A 21,677-nucleotide genomic window follows, 5' to 3' on the forward strand; every position below is an offset into this window, starting at 1 on the left:
CCTCATCCTTTAACATTAAGTCAAAAAAGGTACAAACACCTTAATTCTACCCGACTCTTTCTACATTTCATCAATTAGGCTTTGACTCAGACCAGTTGTTTCGATTAGATTAACGATGAATGTATTAATCTTGTACACTATGGTATATAAAAAAAATATAAGTAATTTATTGGCTCTTATTTATCTTTTCGCTTTGAGTACCCCTGTGCAGGCACACACCGTTTTAGAGCCCTTAACCAACAACACCCTTATTCTCTTATTTGTTGTTGCGGCTTGTTTGACCCTGTTTTTTGTCATGTTGTTTTTCAATCGTCGAGCAATACAAAAGCTTGAACACTTGCGCATGTCTGAAAAATGGTTAAAAAGCACTGTAGAAGGAAGTGGTGACACCCTGTGGGATTGGAATATCCAATCCGGTGATATTATTCGTATTAATGATAAGTACGCGTTAAACGAAGAAAAAAGCAATCATTTTATACCTAACGCTAAACGCATACATCCTCAAGATATTCCTCTGGTTGAAAAACAATTAAAACTGCATTTTGCAGAGAAAACCGCTTTTTTTGAAGCTTCCTATCGTTTAAGAGATAACTTAAATCAATATCACTGGGTATTAGACAAAGGAAAAGTCATCAGTAAAGACGATAACCTCAACCCACTCAGAATGACGGGGACTGTGCGAGATATTAATCACCTAAAAAGTACTGAAGAGCGCCTTAACTTATTTGCCAAATGTGTCGAATCCCTAACCGATGCCATCGCAATCTACGACCATAACTTTAAGTTAGTAGATTTAAACCCAAGTTATCTTAGAGTTTTCGGTGGAAAAAGAACACAATATATCGATTCAGACTTCCAATTACCCGGCTATGACAGCCGATTCATCAGGCAAATAAAATCTGCGTTGAAAGAAACTGAGCACTGGCAAGAAGAACTCAAAATCTATGACCAAAAAGGAAGTATGCTACCCATTGAAGTGAGCATTGATGAAATTAAGAACAGCCATGGTCATGTCACAAATTATGTCGTTGTATTTTCAGACCTAACTGAGCGTAAAAAAGCAGAGTCACAACTACATAATCTATCAAATCGAGATCGAATTACTGGATTACCAAACAGGAACTTATTCTTTACTAACTTAAAAAAGCTGTCTCAACAAGGCACCCATCACGCGCTGCTTGTCTTTGATTTAGACAACTTTAAAAAGATCAATGATTCACTAGGCCACCAGCTAGGAGATAGCTTGTTATCTAAGCTCGCTATGCGATTAAACAAGTTATGCCGTCAACAGGATACTTTTTATCGACTCGGAGGTGATGAGTTTGCTCTGGTGATGTCAGGTACTAACGATATACATACCATCACGAAAGTAGCCAAACTGTTTTTGGCCGCAATTGCTACTCCCTTCAAAATGGCAAACCATGAACTAGTTATCACCTCTTCAGTGGGTATCGTTTTATTTCCAGAAGATGGTAAGACACCTGAGATTCTTCTAAAAAATGCTGATACCGCGATGTACCATGCAAAACAAAAAGGCAACCATTACCTATTTTTTAATGATTCAATGAATGAGCAAGCGGTAAAGCGCTTACAAATCGAGAATCTAATGCGATTTGGCTTAAAAGAAGACCACTTTGTAGTCTATTATCAACCCAAAATGGACATTAGAACCGGTAAGTTAGTCGGTATGGAGGCGCTAGTTCGATTCATTACCCCTAAAAAAGGCATTATCAGCCCTGGTGTATTCATACCCATTGCAGAAGAAACAGGCCAAATTATTGAGATTGGTGAAGTAGTCCTCGATAAAGCCTGTAAAGATGTCAAACGTTGGGTAGATAAGGGGCTATTCAATGGCCGAGTCGCCGTCAACCTGTCAGCCAAGCAGTTTAGTTTGCCAGATCTCACAGCTCGGATAGATATTATCTTGCAAAAAAATCAACTTCCTTCCTATTTTCTTGAACTTGAGATCACTGAAGGAACTGTTATGGATGATCCGCAAGAAGCAATTTCAATTATGCGTTCGTTAAACTCACGTGGCATTCATCTCGCTATGGATGATTTTGGTACGGGTTATTCTTCATTAGCCTATTTAAAACAGTTCCCATTAAACACGTTAAAAGTTGATAAGGCCTTCATTGATGACATGGGCAGTGAAAGAGGACGCAATATGGTCGACTCTATTGTAACCATTGCTCATAACTTAGACCTTCATGTTGTGGCGGAAGGCGTAGAAGAGGAAGAGCAACTGGCACTTTTGAAACAACTAGAGTGCCAAACAATTCAAGGGTATTATTATTCAAAACCGCTTTCTAGTGAAGAGTTTGAGCGATTCTTGCAGTCTGAACTAGAGAGTAAGCCCAGCTTGCAGTTAGTCAACTAGCCTATCCATCGCTCTGACAAACTAAATTTTTGCAGCCTCAGCTTAATCACACTCAACAATAGATATTAAAAACCCGCAGCTTTATCGCCACAAAACAGCGTAAAAAGCCAGCAAAACAGTCTTTTTACGAATAAAATCCAATCAAAAACACAAAATTGTTGCAAAATATTGCATTATTTAATTTAATACCAGCCTTGAAGAAACATGTGATTGCCAACTATTTAATAGAAAAAAAGAGTACATCGTTATTAAGTGTTAAAAAATCCTTAATAAACAAAACTTTACTGGATAAAGCTCAATAACACGTACTTTTATGCGCCAAAATGTAAATTTCGTTATGTTTTAAACTGCAAATTGATGTTATTAGAATATCAAAATCACTTTTTTACATGGCGAAATTTCTAGTTTAGTAAAACGTAATAGTGAATTTACGAATACTAAGCTACATTAAGTATTAAGTAGTTCAGGTAGTACTTGTTAGATCAATTGGTCATGGTGTAGTTAGCAGCTACAAAAGAGTGGTGCTTATTAAGCCTACTTGAGACAGTTTCAGGGTGAGAATGTTTAATTAGACATATTTTTCGAACTTATCTCATCTAATTTAATAAATTTCAATGGATTGTGATTTTGATTTATGTAATTAGGTGAATAATGATTAACGTGAATATGTCAACTATGTTTGTTATTTCATGACATTTTACATAAGAAGACTTACTCATTACAGAATTCTCTCAATAGCTGCTAAAATTAGCCCCATGTTGTTTTAATTAATATAGTTTTTCAAGGACACGGGCTATGGATCAGAAGAGTGTACATAATTATTTACAGGCAAAGCCTGGGACCTTTATAACCAAGCCATTTGCACAAGAAGTTGATGTGTATAAAGTGCAACATAAAATGTTTGCGACACTTTATGAAGGTAAAGAAGGTCAAACAAATGACAATGGCGAGCCAGTGTGGTGGCTTAACCTAAAGTGCGATCCCGATGAGGCATTGTTACTGCGTGACAAATATTCATCGATTGTACCTGGGTACCATATGAATAAGCGTCTTTGGAATACCATTGTATTAGATGGCAGCATTCCTGAAGACGAGGTAAAAAAGTTAATTGATGACTCATACAATATTGTTGTAGACAACCTCCCTACAGCTCAACGTGAAGAGTTAAATCGTATCACTTCTGGTGGTAATTAATTTGGCCTCCCTCGCACCTTGTGCGAGGGCCATTTAAACCTGCGTACTCAACAAACCAGCCAAAAGACAAGCTATTTTCACCCCTCTGGCCGCTTGTCACCTAACTGTAAATTTCTTGTGTTTAATTATGCCCCAAAACAATGACACTTTGGGACAATAACAATGAAACAACTCATACTTCCTTTACTCATTTCCACTTTACTAGCTGGGTGTACTTTTGATGGTGAAGATGGCACCAATGGGATCAATGGCAAGGATGGAAGTAATGGCCAAGTCGGAGAAGCAGGCCCCCCTGGAGAAAAAGGGGACAAAGGAGAAGCAGGTAATAACGGAATAGATGGCACCCATGGTATGGACACTTTCCAACAACTCTCTCCTTCCCTTGTTGGTCGAGCTGTACTCAATGCACAAAGCCCAGAAGGGGCTGCAGAAATTGTCGCCTACCACGCACAAAACCAACGTATCTTTGCGCTAAACAGTTCTTCGTCTCCTGCAACCATAGAAATTATTAATATTGCACAGATGGACCCACAAACATTAACGCACAATACTGAGGGAGTGGTGACAAATACCAACCTTCAAAGTAACTCAAGTATTAATCTGAGCGAATTTGAAAGTGGTGATGCAAACAGCCTCGCTATCCATAATAATTTACTTGCTGTGGCAATTGCTAAAGAAACAGGTCAATCTGGCAAAATCGCTTTTTTTGATATTTCTGCTGACCCAAAGTTTATTAAATCAGTGACTGTCGGCGACCTACCAGATATGGTGGCATTTAGCCCCGATGGCAAAAAAGTTGTAGTTGCAAACGAAGGTGAGCCTAAAGGCGATTACAGTATCGATCCAGAGGGCAGTATTGCCATAATAGATATTAACAACAACCAAGTAGACGATACCGCGACCATAATAAACTTCAACCAGTTTGACAACCAATCTGCAGCACTTCAAGCACAAGGCGTTGTTTTTGCGAATCCAACAGGGCGTACAATTAAAGGCAACAGCATTAACACCAGCGTCTCTATGGATTTAGAGCCTGAATACGTCACAATTAGCAAAGATAGTCGTTATGCTTATGTTTCTTTACAAGAAAATAATGCCATTGCAAAAGTTGACCTGTCAGACAATAGCTTATCAATACATGGCCTTGGTTTTAAAGACTGGGGAAATTGGACACTTGACGCTTCAGACAAAGATGATGCCATTAATTTTGCATCATACCCTGGGCTGTATGGGATGTATCAACCAGATACTATTTCAGCCTATCAATGGCAAGGCGCCAACTTCATCATTTCGGCAAATGAGGGAGATGGGCGCGAATACTTCTTTGACTCTCCGGACGAGGCGACTTGCTTAGCTGATGGCGGACTAGAATTTGATAGCGATGATGGTTGCCTTGCATACACCGATGAAATCAGAGCCGAAGATTTAACGCTCAGCAATAACTTCGATTATTTAAACAATGACGATCAAGACATTGGTCGATTAAAGGTGAGCACCGTATTGGGCGATGCAGACAAAGACAATCAATATGAGGCACTCTACACCTATGGAGCACGCTCTTTCTCAATCTGGGATCATCATGGCCACAGAGTATATGACTCTGGTGACGACGTTGGGAAAATCACAGCCGCTATCCATGGTTCAGCGTTTAATAATGACGAAGACGAAAATAAAGGAGATACTCGTTCAGACGCAAAAGGCGCCGAACCGGAAGCACTTACCATTGGTCAAATCAATAATCGTACCTATGCGTTCATTGGTTTAGAGAGAATGGGAGGCATACTGGTCTATGATGTCACTAACCCGTTCAACGTTACCATGAACACATACATGATAAATCGGGGTCTAGAAGCCGGTGCGCAGATCAGTGGCGACCTTGCCCCAGAAGGTATGGTGTTTATTGATCAAGCGCAAAGCCCCACAGGAGAAGCTTTGTTAGTTGTAGGTAATGAAATTTCTGGCAGCGTGTCAATTTGGTCGTTATCGAATAAATAAACACCTTTGACATTTGAGCATCGCTGTCTACGATAAAGCTTGCATGATTCTTAACAATTGAGGGAATACATGAAACGCATAGCAATTATCACCAGCGGCGGCGATGCACCTGGAATGAATGCGGCAATACGTTCAATTGTATTGTCATGCCATGATGAAAATATCCAATGTATTGGCTTTTACCATGGTTACAATGGTTTATTAAATGATGAGTTTAGTTACCTATCGGTCGATTTGGTGGCACCTATCATCCAGCGTGGTGGCACAATTTTAAAAAGCGCACGCTGCAAAGAAATGCATCAAGATGCAGGTCTTAAGCAGGTTGCGAATACATTAACAAAACACAAAATCGATGCCCTAATTGTTATAGGCGGAGATGGGTCATTTCGTGGAATGATGGCATTACAAACATATTGGTCAGGCAATCTTATTGGGATCCCAGCCACCATAGACAATGATCTTGCCTGCACTGACAAAACCATCGGCTTTGCCAGCGCCATTCATACGGCAACACAAGCCATAGACAAAATTCGAGATACCGCTAATGCCTTTGAACGCGTTTTTATCGTCGAGGTCATGGGAAGACACAGTGGCCACATTGCTTTTAATGTCGGGCTTGCCACAGGGGCGGAGGCAATCCTATCATTTGAAAATTGTAATATAGAGAGTTTAGATCTGGTTAAAAATGACTTAGTCACTCAGATCCAATCACAAAAACAGGCTCATCAAAATGGGTTTGTCATTGTTCTTGCTGAAAACCTCTGGCCAAACGGTCCGTTAGGGTTACAGAAAGACTTACAAGATACAGATAATATTGAAAGTGCGGTATGTGTGTTAGGCTATATACAGCGAGGTGGTAGCCCCTGCCCTGAGGATCGTATTTTAGCGACTGAGTTAGGCATTGAAGCGGTGAAAGCGGCCAAAGATAGTACAGGCGTCATGATTGGAAAAATAGCAGGGCAAGTCACTCGACACTGTATTATCAGAGCCACGGAACAAAATAAACCAGTAGACCAAGCATTACACTCGGCCTACCAGCAAATTTGTTTGGGCGCTTAAAGCTGATTAGCCATAAATAGTAAATAAGTCTGCGTTTATCCACAAGTGAACTGCAATGCTTGCTGCATACCCAAGCGCTATAACAGGTGTCCATTTAAGGTGCCCGAAAAATGTATAGTTCCCTCTTGCTTGCCCCATCAAAGCCACCCCAGCCGCTGAGCCGATTGAGAGTAAACTGCCGCCTACCCCAGCTGTCAACGTGATCAATAGCCACTGGCCATGAGACATTTCTGGTTGCATCGATAACACCGCAAACATCACGGGGATATTATCAATCACAGCTGAAATCACCCCTAAGAATACATTTGCACTCGTGGTGGACCAACCGCCGTACAACACGTGAGACATCAAATTCAGATAACCCAAAAACCCGAGGCCGCCAACACACATCACAATGCCATAAAAGAATAATAGCGTGTCCCACTCTGCTCTTGAAACCTTACTAAAAACATCAAATGGTATGACACTACCAAGCTTTTGTAAGCGTTCTTTATCCCCTTCTCGCTCTGCCATTGCCATTTTCCGAGCCAATGAACCAGGCAATGTCACTCTTAAGAAATAGCCAAAAAATTGTAAATACCCCAATCCCATCATCATGCCCAGTACTGGTGGCAAGTGTAGTAAACTATGACACATAACGGCTGTTGCAACAGTCAGTAAAAACAGCGTTAAAATACGCAGCGCACCACGCTTTAACTCAACGCTTTCACAACTTGCCGCAGGCTTTTTATTGGCCACAAAAAAGCTCATAATGGCCGCAGGTACCACATAGTTAGCAATAGCTGGAATTAATAATACAAAAAACTCATTAAACTTCACCATTCCAGCCTGCCAAACCATCAACGTCGTAATATCCCCGAAAGGACTAAAAGCGCCTCCAGCATTTGCAGCAACGACAATATTAATACAGCTCAAATTAATAAACTTTTTATCTCCTTCCGCAACTTTCATAACAACGGCACACATTAGTAAGGCGGTCGTCAGATTGTCAGCAATCGGAGAAATAAAAAACGATAAAAACCCAGTCAACCAAAAGAGGGTCTTATAATTAAACTCTTTTCTCACCATCCAAGCGCGCAGCGCATCAAACAATCTACGCTCTTCAAGTGCATTGATATAAGTCATCGCCACCAGCAAAAATAGCATCAATTCTGCAAATTCAAGCAAATTGTGACGAAACGCATGCTCCGTCGCATCTGGCATGCCCTGCTCAATATAAAACGCGCCAATTAAAATCCATATCAAGCCTGCTGCAACCAAAACAGGCTTAGACTTTCTCATATGTAATTTTTCTTCGAGCATGACGAGTGTGTATGCGACTACAAAAATAGCAATACAAACAAATCCCAGTGTATTAGTGGTCAAATCAAGTTGAGTGGTGGAAGCAAACGCTGGAAAGCTCATCCCCAGCAAACAGAACAACAGCAGGCAACTGTTCCCTACAAGTTTCATTTCAAGGTGTTTCCTTGTCTAGTGAGTACATCTTCGCCAGAAAGTAACACACTTTTTACACTTTCGACATTGTACTCTAGTCTAATTTTACAGCTAATTTACGAAATCACAGGTTAAAGCATGACGTTTTGTCATGAACTTTATGATAGACAGCAAATATGATTATTTTGTTACTCAACCTTTATTGCGGGATTCAAAATTCATACAACACAGACAGGCTTAAATGAGGTAAGCATGCACACCACTAATCAACGGCTCAGTAGCGTGCACTCTTTTTTATTTTTGATGGCTAAGTTTATCCAATGCAAGAATTAACACTAGCCCAAATACTGCAAGCGCAATACAAATGGCTAACTGAGCGTCTTGACCTGTGAGTTGGGTGAACTCCATGGGAGAAATATTTTTTTGCATCAGTGGCTTTTCTATTCCGCTTGAATTTACATAAGTAGAGACCACTTTTTTCCATGGCCACAGCATATTCAGTGAACCGACTAAAAAACCGGCTAACAATGCAAATGTGACTTGCTCATAGCGTGCTAACAGCCATGACAAGAATCGTGAAAATACCATTAGCCCACATATACACCCTAACAGGAATAGTCCAATCAAGAAAACTTCACGATCATTGAGCGCAGTCAGTACATGCCCATACATGCCTAACAGCAACAGGATAAAACTACCAGAAATACCCGGCAGTATCATTGCGCAAATTGCGATGCTGCCAGCAATGAAATAAAACCATGGTTGTGCTTGCGCTTCAGCAGGGCTCAAGGAGGTAATCATCACAGCAACGGCCACTCCAACTAAACAACTCACAATATGTTGCACCTGCCACCGCTCTACTTGCTTAGCGATATACACAAATGACGCAATGATCAAGCCAAAGAAAAATGACCAAACAAAGGTCTGATGATTTTCCAGTAAATAAGCAATGATCTTGGATAAAGAAAGCGCACTTGTAAATAACCCGCCGAACACTGCAAGTAAAAAGTTACCATCAATATGTGACCAAGCGTCCTTAATTTGACCCTTTAAAACCATTTTTAAAACAGCAACATCAACACTTTTTATCGCAGCTAATAGTCGAGCATAGATACCTGTAATAAAAGCTACCGTACCGCCAGATACCCCAGGCACCAAATCCGCAGCGCCCATTCCTGCACCTTTAAAAAACAACCAAATGTAATCACGTTTACTGTCCGCTCTATTAGACACCAGCTAATCTCCATTTCTTTTTATCGGCTTAGTGTATCAAATTACAAAATTAAAATACTAAAGCTCATTGCTTTTTAGCCGATACTAAAGACAATTATCGGCCTGCAAATCTTTCGATGTTATGAGAAAACAGACTTTTTTAACTTTGCTACTTGGCATTTGTACTCTAATTGCTCCTCAAAGTCCGAGTATGGCCGCTGAACATATTGCTCCGATACCCAAAACCAAGCTTATTGAGTCTGATCTTGGTTATTACCTATCCAGTGATTCCTTTGTCACCATCAAAGACGATGAGCGAGAGATCCCAGTATTATTCTCCGAATATATGAGCGGCAGTAAACGTGGCATTATTGTGATGCTACCAGGTATAGATCAATCGCCACTACAAGGAAATGGATTAAGCTTTCTAAGAGAGGCCCTGAATGACGACGGCTATGATACCTATGTGATACCTTCACCTCACTTCGATCTCAACGCAAGCCTGATCCAAGACGGTATCGTTGAGAGTCAACCAAAATCAAAACAAAAAATGGCTATTTCACCTATCAGTGAATCTGCACTCAATGAGTACAAGCTTGAGTTAGTTGCCCGCTTCGATGCGCTTTACAAAACGCTCGCATTGCGTGAACATGAGCACATTGCCATTATCGCGTTTGGTAACAGCGCAGGCTTATTTGCAGAGCACCTAGCAACATTGCCTAAAATACGGATTGACGCTTTGATAACGGTCAGTGCTCAACTGGCTAATCCAAACAGAAACAAGCACCTCGCCGCAAGTTTGTCACTTGTCAGCCCGGCGCTACTTGATGTGTTTTATTCATATGACAACCCAGCCGTGCTCCATACCATAAAAGACAGACGCCGCTGGGCAAAAAGAAACAGTAAATATGATTATCGCCAAAGAGAGTTATTTGGCCAAAACTCTCAAATGCATCAGCAATACCGATTACAAAAAGAACTATCCGGGTTTTTAAGACAGTTATAAAACTCTATTTTTTAAGTACTTCATAGGCAGCTTGAATACTCTGCGACTTCGCTTTAGCAACTTCCATCATATGTTCAGGTAAGCCTTGCGAAACCAATTTGTCTGGGTGATGTTGTGCCATTAACTTGCGATAAGCGCGTTTGATTTCTTTTTCACTTGCCCCATGCTCTAGACCCAATACAGCCAAAGCTTGATGCCGAGAAATCTCTGGTTCAGGGGCTGAGTAATTGCGGCTAGATTGCTGATAGTCATGATGCCCACTTTGATTAGACTGGTGAGTGCGTTGTTGAGACTGCCATTGAGCACGCTGTTGACGAAATTTAAACTCAGCCTGATAACGTTTTAAAACAAAATTAAAATGTTTAGCACCAATCCCCAAGTATTTACTTACTAACTTTAAAAGCTCTAACTCTTTTGAAGATAAATGGCCATCTGAAAATGCCATTTGGATTTGAATCTCTAAAAAGAGCTGCAATAGGTCATATCGCCTTGCAAAGGCCTCTTTAAAATCACCAACACACTCTTTGATAGAAAAGTCGCTATGCTTACCCGAATTAAACGCACTTTGCGCCTCTCTCCTGTCATCGCCATGCAGTGCCATGTCATCCATAAATGCAGACGCTGCTTGAATGTGCACCTCACTCACTCTGCCATTGGATTTTGCAATATGACCCATGACAGCAAAGCAACTAGAGAAAAATAAAGCTTGCCGTTCATTCAAGTCATCCCCGTTAAAAAAACCTTGAAAACCACCCGCTTTATCAAAATCCTGCTTTAAGCTTTTATCAAATAAATGGCCTAGGTAGCCTCCCAATATTGCACCTAGCCACTTACCAAATAAAAAACCGAAGCCAGCCCCGAGTATTTTACCCCACATGACTCGCCTCCATAGCAGCATTTATCGCTTTGAGTCGTTCAGGTGTCCCAATATCATGCCATTGACCTAAATAAAGCTCACTTGAGAGCATCTGTTCACTTATCGCATTTCTCAACATTGGACCTAAAGGTACTTTAGACACTGCGACATCTTTAAAAAAATCTTTATGGTACAGACCAATGCCAGAAAACGTGTAAGTTTGTTCATTAAGCGGTTGATGTGTTAAACAAAAGTCACCTTCAGGGTGATGAAGCGGATTCTCCACAAGCACAATATGGGCTTCCCCAGGCATAAGTTGGAGTTGCATCAAGGCATGTACGTCATAATCAGTAAAAATATCTCCATTTATCACCATAAATACGTCTTGGTCTTCGCATAAACTGGGCAGCGCCTGAGCAATACCGCCGGCGGTTTCAAGGCCCCCAGCACACTCGTAGCTATACTCAATCTGCATCTCCCACTGACGACCATCACCAAAATATTGTTCGATTTTCTCGCCTTGCCACGCCAGATTAATCACAACTTGTTTCACACCTGCCAATTTCAGTCGCTCGAGGTGATAAGCGATTAAAGGTTTACCTGCAACTTCAAGCATTGGTTTAGGCATATGCGCTGTCAATGGCATCATACGCTGACCACGACCGGCAGCTAAGATCATTGCTTTCATAACGACTCTGCTAATTTTGCTTCTATCATAGGTATTATCTCGGAATGCAGCCAAGTTGCAAGCCATTGAAACTGAGGGTACATCTGCGCGGCCTCAATAACATACTCTAAGGTTGGCAATATGTTAGGAAGATATCCAGGTTTGCCATCTCTCAAATACAATCGAGCAAAAATGCCCGCCGCTTTCAAATGCCGCTGCATGCCCGTAAAATTAAAGTACTCAATATACTGTTCATAATTCATTTCACGTAATAAACCAGCATCAGATAACTGACGATAGCTCTCTTTTCTTAAACGCTGAAATTGTGCCGAGGGTAATTTGATATAACAATCTTTTAATAGAGATACCGCGTCGTAGCATACTGGCCCAACCACTGCATCTTGATAATCAATTAATCTCCCAGCTGATGCACAATACATTACATTACGACTATGAAAATCACGATGCATTACAACTTGAGGTTGTGCTAGCATAGACTCCGTTAACGAAGTCGTCAGCTTTTGCCATTGCGACTCAAAATCACTTGCACTTGAATAACCGAGCCACTGCCCTAGCAGCCAAACTTTAAATATTTCCATTTCTTGAGTAATAAAAGCTGCATCATATGCATTCATCCACCTAGATGAGCGGAGCATTGCAATTTTAGGTAACCACGTGAGCAAGGCTTGATAATGTTGATCACCCCCTTGTTGAGCGACTATATCAGCCAAATGCACTGAGCCAAGATCTTCAAGCAACACAAAGCCGTTATCAACATCAAACGCAAATACTTCCGGCACAGCTAAACCGCCTTCAGCAAACACATGATTTAGTTTAATAAATGCTTCAACAGACCCCTTTTCAGGTGGCACATCCATTAAAATATACTTGCTCAATTTAGTTTGGACACGAAAATAGGACCTAAAGCTAGCATCTCCAGTAATCGCGTCAATGCTAATATCGCAAAAATCACTTGTAAGTCGCTCAATTTGCGCCTCTATAAATCGCACTCTGATTTGCGCTCTTTGTAATTCAATTTCAGGAGTTAAACTCGCCATATTTTCACCAATTACTGATCTTAATTACTGTATTTAGCACTATTTTCATTTATCATGTCTGGCTCAAACGTGGTGCTAGGTAGACAAGGTCGATAAATGAGCAAAAACTGGGGCATTTTAGTCCTACCCCTGATTAGTACACAAGTTATCGCTAATTCGAACACTGTTAGCGGACTCTGTAAAGACTATCTTCAACCTAAAGGTTGGCAACCAATACCAGGCATAATTCCTGGCACCATCGATATTCAAGCGAATAAAGTCGAGCTACAAGGCACGGATAGTGCCGAATTTTCAGGTGATGTTGCTGTCAACACCAGCACGATGACCGTTACCGCTAAAAGTGCACTCATTGACAAACGTAAAGGGTTACTCAACGCATCAGGCCCATTGTTATTCCAAGATAATTACACCAAGGTGAACAGCAGTGGAATGTATGCTGATCTCAGCCAAAGTGAGTTTAGCTTGCTGGGGGCTCAATATGAGTTAACTGAGCAACTTGGTAGAGGTAAAGCTGAGAAACTACGCGCCACATCGACTCAAGTCGACTTGTTTAATTCAAGCTTTACTACTTGTCCAAGTAGCACACCATTTTGGGCCATTGAAGCCAGCACAATTTCTTTAGACAAAGAAAAGGGATGGGGCGAAACATATAATACCGTACTAAAAATACTTGATACGCCTGTCATTTATGTGCCTTATTTTACGTTTCCCATTGATGATAAGAGAAAGTCAGGGCTATTAACTCCCACCCTATCAAGCTCTAATCGCTATGGTGTAGAAATAGTTACCCCATACTATCTTAATTTGGCAAAAAATTATGATGCGCTGCTCACGCCAAGATACATGTCCAATAAAGGGTTGCAGTTGCAAGGAGAGTTTCGCTATTTAACCGAACAGCATACCGGACTAATAGCCACCGAATTTCTTAGCGATGATAAGTCTGAACCAAACTTAGATGAACGATATTTAGTTCATTGGCAACAGAAAAGTTATTTTAATGACAACTGGCGCGCTAACATAGACGTGACCAACGTTAGCGATGATAATTACCTAACGGATTTGGGCTCCAATTATGCAAACCAAACGGATACCCAGTTATCCAGAAAAGCTCAGCTAAGTTACCTTGGCGACGACTGGTTAGTCGACCTTCAATTACAAAACTTTGAAGTACTGGGTAATCACGCAGAGTCGTATGCAGCATTCCCTGAAATCACAGTTAAAAACCAAACAGCAGAAAAGTACTTTGGTGTTGATTGGCAATTTACAGGTCAATTGAGCCACTTTAAAAATGATGATGCTAAAATAACAGATGCAACCAGAATCCACTTGGAACCCAGTGTCACATACAATATTAATGACTATGCTTGGTCATTTGACTCAAAGCTCTCACTACTGCATACACACTATGAGCAAAATGGTAGCTTCAATGAGACCGAATTTGCAGAGTCAATATCTCGTACATTGCCTCAGGTTAGACTATACGGCCAATTAAACCTTGAACGTAATACCGACTTATTCCTCACTGATGGTATTCAAACTTTAGAACCGCAGATCCAATACCTATATGCGCCGGAAAAAGATCAGAGCAGAATTGGGACTTATGATACGGTCAAAATGCAAGATGACTTTTTTGGATTATTTAGAGAGCGCCGTTTTTCAGGGGTGGATTACATATCTGAAGCCAATCAATTTACACTTGGTGCAACAACGCGTTTGCTTGATAACAAAAATACCGAGCGCTTTAGCTTAAGTGTCGGTCAGATTATCTATCTTAGTAATTCAGCTAAACCAACAGAAAATACACTCGACAACCGCTTTGGCGAAAAAAATTATAACGCGCTGTTTGCCGCAGAAACGAAAATTCATTGGCATCCTAGATGGTATTTTTCTGGCGGTGTCCAGTATGATGCAGATGAAAAAGACCTGATACGCTCGCATATGACAATTGACTATCGAGGTAATAATAAAAAACTGGTACAGTTGAACCATCACTACGTTAATGATGTCTCAGGTAATGAGATAGATCAGGTTGGCATCTTCACCAGTTTGCCAATAGATGACAATTGGCAAGTTGTCGCAAGTTATCACCGAGATTTGACCAGTAAACGCAGCGTCGAAGTATTTGCAGGTGTGCAATATGAATCATGCTGCTGGGCTGTACAAATTACCGGAAACAGAACGATAGAAACTGACTTGAATCAATCTACGAATTTTCAAGACCCGGTCTTCGACTCGAGCATAAATTTTAATTTTGTGCTAAAAGGGTTGGGAAGTAAGTCAAGATACGACGCAAGCCAATTACTTAAACAAGGTATATTTGGCTATCGTAGACCCTATTTTTTAAATAATTAACAACAAAGACTCTTATGAATTTCAAAAAGCTGTTACTCATTCCCGTTTTAAGTGCTGCGCTATGCCAGCCTGCACTTGCTGAACGTATACAAATTGACAAAGTAATCGCCACTGTAAATGACGGTGTGGTATTACAAAGTGAAGTTGACCAAATTGTAAATCGGGTTAAAGACCAAGCCAACCAGCAAGGTACTGAGTTACCATCGGATAAAGTACTACGCATTCAAGCGACTGATAAATTGATCGATGAGACCCTTATTCTTCAACTTGCGAGCAGAATGGGTCTCGCAATTTCTGATGCGCACCTAGATCAGACGCTTGCGAATATTGCTAAAGAACAAGGCGGTACAATCAGTGATTTACGACGCTCAATTGAAGCGTCAGGTAATAGCTTTCAAGCGTATAGAGAAGAAGTCCGTAAAGAAATTACGATCGGACAGGTAAAACGCAGCGCCGTCGATAGACGAATTTATATCAGTCCGCAAGAGATCGAGAATCTCAATAAGATTTTAGCGCAGCAAAGCGGACAAAGTGAAGAATATAACATCGGTCACATTCTGATCAAAATTGAGAGTAAAGCAAACCCTGAAGAAATTGCTGAAGCAAGAGAGCGTGCAGAGAATGTCATTAAGTTTTTAAATGAAGGTAAAGACTTTAAACGCATCGCTATCGCGTCTTCAGGCGGAGCAAATGCATTAGATGGCGGTCAGCTGGGCTGGATGGGTATCAATGAAATGCCGACCCTGTTTGCCGAAGCCATTAAAGGCAAGAAAAAAGACGAACTTGTTGGCCCATTGCGCTCCGGTGCAGGCTTCCATATAGTGAAGGTTCAAGATGTACGTGGCCGTGAGCTTGTTGAAACGGTAGAAGTGCGCTCTAGACACATTTTATTAAAGCCTTCTATTATTTTAAGTGAAGAAAAAGCACGTGACATGCTAGCTGGGTTTGTACAAGACTTGAGAGCAGGCAAAGCTGATTTCGCTGAATTAGCAAAAGAATACTCGGAAGATCCAGGCTCTGCATTGAAAGGTGGAGAATATGATTGGACTGATCCGTCAACCTATGTTCCTGCGTTTAGAGAAACATTGATGGGTCTTGAACAAAATGAAATCAGTGAGCCGTTTCGTAGCACATTTGGTTGGCACATTGTCGAGCTTTTAGATAAGCGCGTGGCTGATAAAACTGAGCAAGCCAAAATGAACCGTGCACACCAACTGCTATTTAGAAGAAAATTCAAAGAAGAAAGCTTCAAATGGATGAGAGAAATGCGAGAGCAAGCTCACGTTGAAGTTCTTGAAAGTAAATAAGAAGAGCATATATGAGCTTGAGAATAGCGATTACACCTGGCGAGCCAGCTGGCATAGGCCCTGATTTAGTCATTAAATTGGCGCAACAGAGCTGGCCTGCTCAGCTTGTTGCGGTTGTGGACAAAAGCATCTTAGAACAAAGAGCAAATGAACTCGGCTTAGAGATAGAATTACTCGCGTTTGATCCGCAACAAGATGTTCAGCCAGCAGCAGCAAAACAGCTCTATTATCTCCAAGTAGATAAAGGGTGTGATGTTGTTCCGGGCCAGCTAGACGAACAAAATGGTCAGTATGTGTTAGACACGCTGCGTATTGCCTCTGAAAAAAATATGGACGGCACTTTTGATGCTGTTGTTACAGGCCCTGTACATAAAGGCATCATTAACAGAGCAGGGATCTCTTTTAGCGGACACACGGAGTATTTTGCACACCAGTCAAATACACCTGATGTAGTTATGATGCTTGCCACAACAGGACTTCGTGTGGCATTAGCGACCACACATATTCCGCTCGCATACGTATCAAAAGCAATCACCCAAGAGCGCTTAATAAAAGTCGCCAATATTCTATACCATGATTTACAAACGAAATTTGGTGTGGAAGATCCTCGTATTCTAGTATGTGGGTTAAATCCTCATGCAGGTGAAGGCGGGCATTTAGGTAACGAAGAAATAGATACTATCTCACCAGTACTAGAAAAGCTTAACAATGAGGGGAAAAACTTTATTGGACCTCTCCCTGCTGACACGCTTTTCCAAGCAAAGTATTTAGACAATGCAGACGCTGTACTTGCGATGTATCACGATCAAGGATTACCTGTGTTAAAATATAAAGGATTTGGTAACTCAGTTAATATAACTTTGGGATTGCCTTTTATCAGAACTTCCGTTGATCATGGGACAGCCCTAGATCTTGCTGCATCCGGAGATGTGGAAGTCGGTAGTTTTGAACTAGCAATTCACGAAGCAATCAAGCTTGCAAGCAAGAAAATACAGAATTCATGACAGATAAAGTACATTTGGGCCACCGCGCCCGCAAAAGATTCGGCCAAAACTTCTTAAACGATGACAACATTATTGACAAGATTGTTACGGCCATAGATCCAACCCCGAATGACAACCTCGTTGAAATCGGGCCGGGCTTAGGTGCTATCACTGAGCCGGTCGTTGAACTTAGTGGTAAGTTAACGGTTGTTGAATTGGATAGAGACCTCGCGGAACGTTTGATTGCACATCCAACTATGGGCAGCAAGCTTAACGTACATCAAGGCGATGCCATGAAATTTGACTTTGCGAGCCTAGTCAGTGAAACAGCAAAGCTAAAAATTTTTGGTAATTTACCCTATAACGTTTCAACGCCGTTACTGTTCCACCTATTTGAATTTGCAGACCACGTAGAGCATATGCATTTCATGCTGCAAAAAGAGGTGGTTAATAGAATGGTGGCAGGTCCGGGTTCCAAAGCTTATGGTCGATTAAGTGTGATGACACAATACTATTGCCATGCTATGCCTGTCATTGAAGTACCCCCAACGTGCTTCAAACCCGCGCCGAAAGTAGACTCAGCGGTGGTGCGACTCATACCAAAAGACGCAACACAGCGCAGTGCAAAAAGCACTAAGGTATTGAATACGGTTTGCTTGGAAGCATTTAATCAGCGACGTAAAACGCTACGTAATAGCTTATCAAACCTGCTTACAGTGGATGAAATAACTCAACTAGGTATTGACCCGTCACTCCGTGCGGAAAATATCTCTCTGTCTCAATTTATTGAAATTGCTAACTGGATCTATGACAACAAACAGTGAAATAGGAAGCCCGATAAAAGTCTCTGTTGAGACTTTTTATGTGGAGGCGCAGTCTCAGCCTGAAAAAGATAAGTACGTGTTTGCTTATACCATTACTATAAAAAACCATAGCCTTTGTAGTGCAAAATTAGAGAGCCGTTATTGGTTAATCACAGACGCAAATGGCAAAGAAACAGAAGTCGAAGGCGAAGGCGTAGTAGGTGAACAACCAACTATTCGACCCGGTGAAAGTTACCAATATACCAGTGGTGCAGTTTTAGATACCCCTGTGGGCACGATGGAAGGCTACTACTTGATGCGTAATGAATTCGGTTCTGAGTTTAAAGCGCCAATCCGAGTGTTCCGTCTCAATCGTCCGGACATACTGCACTGACAACGGTATGGCTCATTACGCAGTTGGCGACTTACAAGGGTGCTATACGCCATTTAAACAGCTTTTGGCACAAGTAGATTTTAGCCCGAGTAGAGATCATTTGTATTTAGTGGGAGATCTGGTAGCAAGAGGACCAGACTCTCTAGCTTGTCTAGAATATGTTTATTCACTACAAAGTTCTGTGACAGTTACACTCGGTAATCATGACTTACACTTGCTATCTACAGTACTCAACAATAAACCGGCCAACCCCAAAGACAAGCTAGACGCGCTGCTTTCAAGCGCAACATTACCCGATTATATCAATTTTTTACAATCGCAGCCTCTGTGTACTTACCTTCCAGAATTCGATAGTTTTATATCACATGCAGGCATACACCCTTACTGGAGTATTGAACACGCGATCGAATTATCTAACTGGGCTCAGTCTTACTATCAAGGCCCTATGGCTGCAGATTACCTTTCAAAGATGTATGGTAAGAACCCAGCTATCGATTTACCCCCATCCGACCCGCAACTTAAATTCAATACTATTGTAAATGTATTTACCAGAATGCGTTTTTTAACAGAGCACTGGCAATTAGATTTTGACAATAAAGGGGAAGTTAATAAAGGTGAATTACTACAGCCTTGGTTTACGCACCCACGCTTTAAAACAAGTCGCACACGTTTCATATTCGGGCATTGGGCAGCACTACAAGGGAAAACAAGTCTCAATCATGTAGTCGCTTTGGATACAGGTTGCGTATGGGGTGGTCCAATGACCTTGCTTAATTTGTCTACAAACGAACAAATAACCAGCAATTAGTCAAAACCTATCCGTTTTTACTGAATTTTATATTCACATCTGCTATAAAATACTTAACTAATGCGCAATAAATCCGATAAGTGGTTGTACTGCTTTAACTTGATGGTATGTTTGTATGAATTTAACCGTTAGCCAACGTATTTGGGGTGGCTTTATAATAATTACCCTACTCTTATTATCTATCGGTGTGAACTCACTGCTCAGGATCGCAAATATCGATAGTTCCACCCAATTGGTCAATAATTTGTCTCTTCCTGCGTTAGATAGAAGCGCAGCTTTGCAAATTGAGTTTACGCAAATGAGCAAACTCGCTCAAGCTAGCTTTTACACTCAATCAAGCAGTGATTTAAGCAGCCTCAAGTCCGCTTTTAACACCCGACAAAAAGCGTTTGAGCAAAGCTATTCAGCACTTAATCAAACAGTTCAAAATGACCCAACGCTATCCGGGAGTAGCCAAGACGTCGCAGAGAGCTTTGATACATTCTCTAAGTCGGTTACATCACTATTCGCTGATAAATCATTGGAGTTGAGCCTAAATAAGCAGCTCGTTTCACAATTGGAGGAAGCTGAAATAGCCGCTGAGGACGCCGCAACCGTGGTGCTAGATATCTTAGATTTAGATGGCTTTGAATCATTAAATGCACGCGCATACCAAGCTGCAAATAAGCTAGAAAACTCATTTGGCTCGTTGGCAACAAGCAGTGCAGATATCCTGACAATTAATGATGCAAGCACGTTAGATATTGTCAAAAAAGAACAAAGCTATATATTTGAAGATGTCGACCGCAACCTTGAATTAATGCGCGACACTGTAGCTCAGCTAGATGAAGATCTACTCAATGATCTAGACTCATACTTCAGCGCACTCAAAGAGCAACTTCAAGGCAGTGACAGTATTGTAAACAACCGCCAACGCTTGATCACCGCACGTATAAATACTCAGAATGAGCTGAACAGCGCAGAGAAAGCAACCGAAAAGGCACTTGCACAATTGGGTGAGCTAGTAGCGCAGTCCAAACAGCTGGCATTTGAAATTCAAAATGAAGTGACTGAAGATGTATCATCAGCCAATATCGCAACATGGACCGGCATGATTGCTGCCACTTTACTGGCCATTGGTATCGCCTACTTCACCGTGAGCCGTATTACTAAGCCTCTTGCGGAAGTTAACCGTGTACTTGATATTGTGGCTAGAGGTGATATGACACACTCTCTTGATGCCTCAGCCAAAGATGAGTTTGGAGAATTAGCACAAAGTTGTAATACCCTGATCACCAGCTTAAAAGAGTTGATAACCGGTATTGTCTCACGCTCTACTCAATTAGCAGCAGCTTCAGAACAGACTTCTGCAATCACCTCAGAGTCGAGCCAGGCGATAAAAAGTCAGCAGTCACAAGTGGAACAAGCTGCTACTGCAACCACTGAAATGAGCAGCACAGCTCATGGTGTAAGTAATAGTGCTCATCAAGCACTTGACGAAATTAAAAACGCAGACCAAGAAGCGGAACGTGTTAAAGGGATTTCCCACGACAATAAAAGAACGATTGAGCAACTGGCGCATGAAGTGGAAGAAGTTTCTACCGTTATCAACAAACTGCACCATGACAGCTCTGCGATCGGTGGGATTTTAGATGTCATACGTGGCATTGCAGAACAAACTAACCTACTCGCTTTAAATGCTGCAATTGAAGCTGCTCGTGCCGGTGAACAAGGCCGAGGATTTGCAGTGGTTGCCGATGAAGTTCGCTCTTTGGCAAGTAAAACACAAGAGTCCACACAAGAAATTCAGTCAATGATTGAGTCACTGCAAGCCGGTGCAGAAGAAGCGGTCACAGCCATGTCAAAAGGCCAACAACAAGCCGAATCGTGTGTTGCGCAAAGTGATATCGCTAACGAAGCACTTAACTCTATTACCGATGCCGTATCAAGAGCACACGATGTCAGTGAGGAAATTGCGACAGCAGCAAATGAGCAACAACAAGTATCACAAGAAATCAGTGAACGATTAGAGTCAATTGTCACCATCGCAGAACAAACAGCGGAAGGAGCAAATCAAACGACGATATCCAGTTCAGAAGTTGCTAAATTAGCTGAAGAATTGAGACAGTCTGTCTCACAATTTAAAGTTTAGCCAACTTAAAACGTGATAAATTAAAAATTTTTTTATAG

General features: G+C 41.4%; 17 protein-coding genes. 12 read left to right on the forward strand and 5 right to left on the reverse strand.

Features of this window, described 5'->3' with window-relative positions; all coding sequences use genetic code 11:
* Nucleotides 1–139: 139 nt before the first annotated feature.
* The 4 genes from N473_RS08560 (at nt 140) to N473_RS08575 (ending at nt 6,628) form a co-directional block, all read left to right on the forward strand.
* On the forward strand, nt 140–2,380 hold the full coding sequence (locus N473_RS08560) for an EAL domain-containing protein (protein ID WP_081221039.1): 2,241 nt from the start codon (nt 140–142) through the stop codon (nt 2,378–2,380).
* A 795-nt stretch (nt 2,381–3,175) separates the two neighbouring features.
* Nucleotides 3,176–3,574, forward strand: coding sequence for an MmcQ/YjbR family DNA-binding protein (locus tag N473_RS08565; protein ID WP_039611571.1), 399 nt, complete (start codon nt 3,176–3,178; stop codon nt 3,572–3,574).
* A gap of 162 nt (nt 3,575–3,736) precedes the next feature.
* Nucleotides 3,737–5,569, forward strand: coding sequence for a choice-of-anchor I family protein (locus tag N473_RS08570; protein WP_063367550.1), 1,833 nt, complete (start codon nt 3,737–3,739; stop codon nt 5,567–5,569).
* Between the two features lie 69 nt (nt 5,570–5,638).
* Entirely contained in the window at nt 5,639–6,628 is a 990-nt protein-coding gene (locus N473_RS08575) for an ATP-dependent 6-phosphofructokinase (RefSeq protein WP_063367551.1), read from the forward strand.
* Nucleotides 6,629–6,634: 6 nt separating this feature from the next.
* Here N473_RS08575 and nhaD read toward each other — a convergent pair whose 3' ends face one another.
* On the reverse strand, nt 6,635–8,032 hold the full coding sequence (gene nhaD, locus N473_RS08580) for a sodium:proton antiporter NhaD (RefSeq protein WP_231099549.1): 1,398 nt from the start codon (nt 8,030–8,032) through the stop codon (nt 6,635–6,637).
* Between the two features lie 324 nt (nt 8,033–8,356).
* Nucleotides 8,357–9,295, reverse strand: coding sequence for a DUF368 domain-containing protein (locus N473_RS08585; protein ID WP_231099543.1), 939 nt, complete (start codon nt 9,293–9,295; stop codon nt 8,357–8,359).
* 190 nt (nt 9,296–9,485) lie between these two features.
* Between N473_RS08585 and N473_RS08590 the strand changes: the two genes are divergently transcribed.
* Complete coding sequence (locus N473_RS08590; protein WP_196766381.1) at nt 9,486–10,280, forward strand: DUF3530 family protein; 795 nt, start codon at nt 9,486–9,488, stop codon at nt 10,278–10,280.
* Nucleotides 10,281–10,284: 4 nt separating this feature from the next.
* Here the strand turns inward: N473_RS08590 and djlA are convergent, their stop codons facing one another.
* The 3 genes from djlA to N473_RS08605 are packed head-to-tail and all read right to left on the reverse strand — an operon-like array spanning nt 10,285 to nt 12,861.
* Entirely contained in the window at nt 10,285–11,157 is an 873-nt protein-coding gene (djlA, locus tag N473_RS08595) for a co-chaperone DjlA (protein ID WP_063367554.1), read from the reverse strand.
* Nucleotides 11,147–11,824, reverse strand: a complete 678-nt coding sequence (gene murU, locus N473_RS08600; RefSeq protein ID WP_063367555.1) for an N-acetylmuramate alpha-1-phosphate uridylyltransferase MurU — start codon at nt 11,822–11,824, stop codon at nt 11,147–11,149. Before murU ends, djlA begins: the two co-directional genes overlap by 11 nt.
* Complete coding sequence (locus tag N473_RS08605; protein ID WP_063367556.1) at nt 11,821–12,861, reverse strand: aminoglycoside phosphotransferase family protein; 1,041 nt, start codon at nt 12,859–12,861, stop codon at nt 11,821–11,823. Before N473_RS08605 ends, murU begins: the two co-directional genes overlap by 4 nt.
* A gap of 96 nt (nt 12,862–12,957) precedes the next feature.
* Between N473_RS08605 and lptD the strand changes: the two genes are divergently transcribed.
* The 7 genes from lptD (at nt 12,958) to N473_RS08640 (ending at nt 21,639) form a co-directional block, all read left to right on the forward strand.
* Nucleotides 12,958–15,213 carry an LPS assembly protein LptD gene (gene lptD, locus N473_RS08610; protein WP_063367557.1) on the forward strand — a complete coding sequence of 752 codons (2,256 nt, stop codon included), beginning with the start codon at nt 12,958–12,960 and terminating at the stop codon, nt 15,211–15,213.
* Between the two features lie 14 nt (nt 15,214–15,227).
* Complete coding sequence (gene surA / locus N473_RS08615) at nt 15,228–16,520, forward strand: peptidylprolyl isomerase SurA (RefSeq protein ID WP_063367558.1); 1,293 nt, start codon at nt 15,228–15,230, stop codon at nt 16,518–16,520.
* Between the two features lie 11 nt (nt 16,521–16,531).
* Nucleotides 16,532–17,524 (forward strand): 4-hydroxythreonine-4-phosphate dehydrogenase PdxA, encoded by a 993-nt coding sequence (gene pdxA, locus N473_RS08620; protein WP_063367559.1) that lies wholly within the window; start codon nt 16,532–16,534, stop codon nt 17,522–17,524.
* Nucleotides 17,521–18,327, forward strand: coding sequence for a 16S rRNA (adenine(1518)-N(6)/adenine(1519)-N(6))-dimethyltransferase RsmA (gene rsmA / locus N473_RS08625; protein WP_039611581.1), 807 nt, complete (start codon nt 17,521–17,523; stop codon nt 18,325–18,327). Before pdxA ends, rsmA begins: the two co-directional genes overlap by 4 nt.
* Nucleotides 18,311–18,700: a Co2+/Mg2+ efflux protein ApaG gene (gene apaG / locus N473_RS08630; RefSeq protein WP_063367560.1), complete on the forward strand. Its 390-nt coding sequence runs from the start codon at nt 18,311–18,313 to the stop codon at nt 18,698–18,700. The genes rsmA and apaG overlap by 17 nt, the downstream gene beginning before the upstream one ends.
* Before the next feature lie 7 nt (nt 18,701–18,707).
* A complete protein-coding gene (locus N473_RS08635) occupies nt 18,708–19,508 on the forward strand; it encodes a symmetrical bis(5'-nucleosyl)-tetraphosphatase (protein ID WP_063367561.1) in 801 nt (266 codons plus the stop codon).
* A 115-nt stretch (nt 19,509–19,623) separates the two neighbouring features.
* A complete protein-coding gene (locus tag N473_RS08640) occupies nt 19,624–21,639 on the forward strand; it encodes a methyl-accepting chemotaxis protein (protein ID WP_063367562.1) in 2,016 nt (671 codons plus the stop codon).
* Nucleotides 21,640–21,677: the final 38 nt, after the last annotated feature.

This window comes from Pseudoalteromonas luteoviolacea CPMOR-1, from assembly GCF_001625685.1.
In the GTDB taxonomy this organism is placed as follows: Bacteria; Pseudomonadota; Gammaproteobacteria; order Enterobacterales; family Alteromonadaceae; genus Pseudoalteromonas; species Pseudoalteromonas luteoviolacea_K.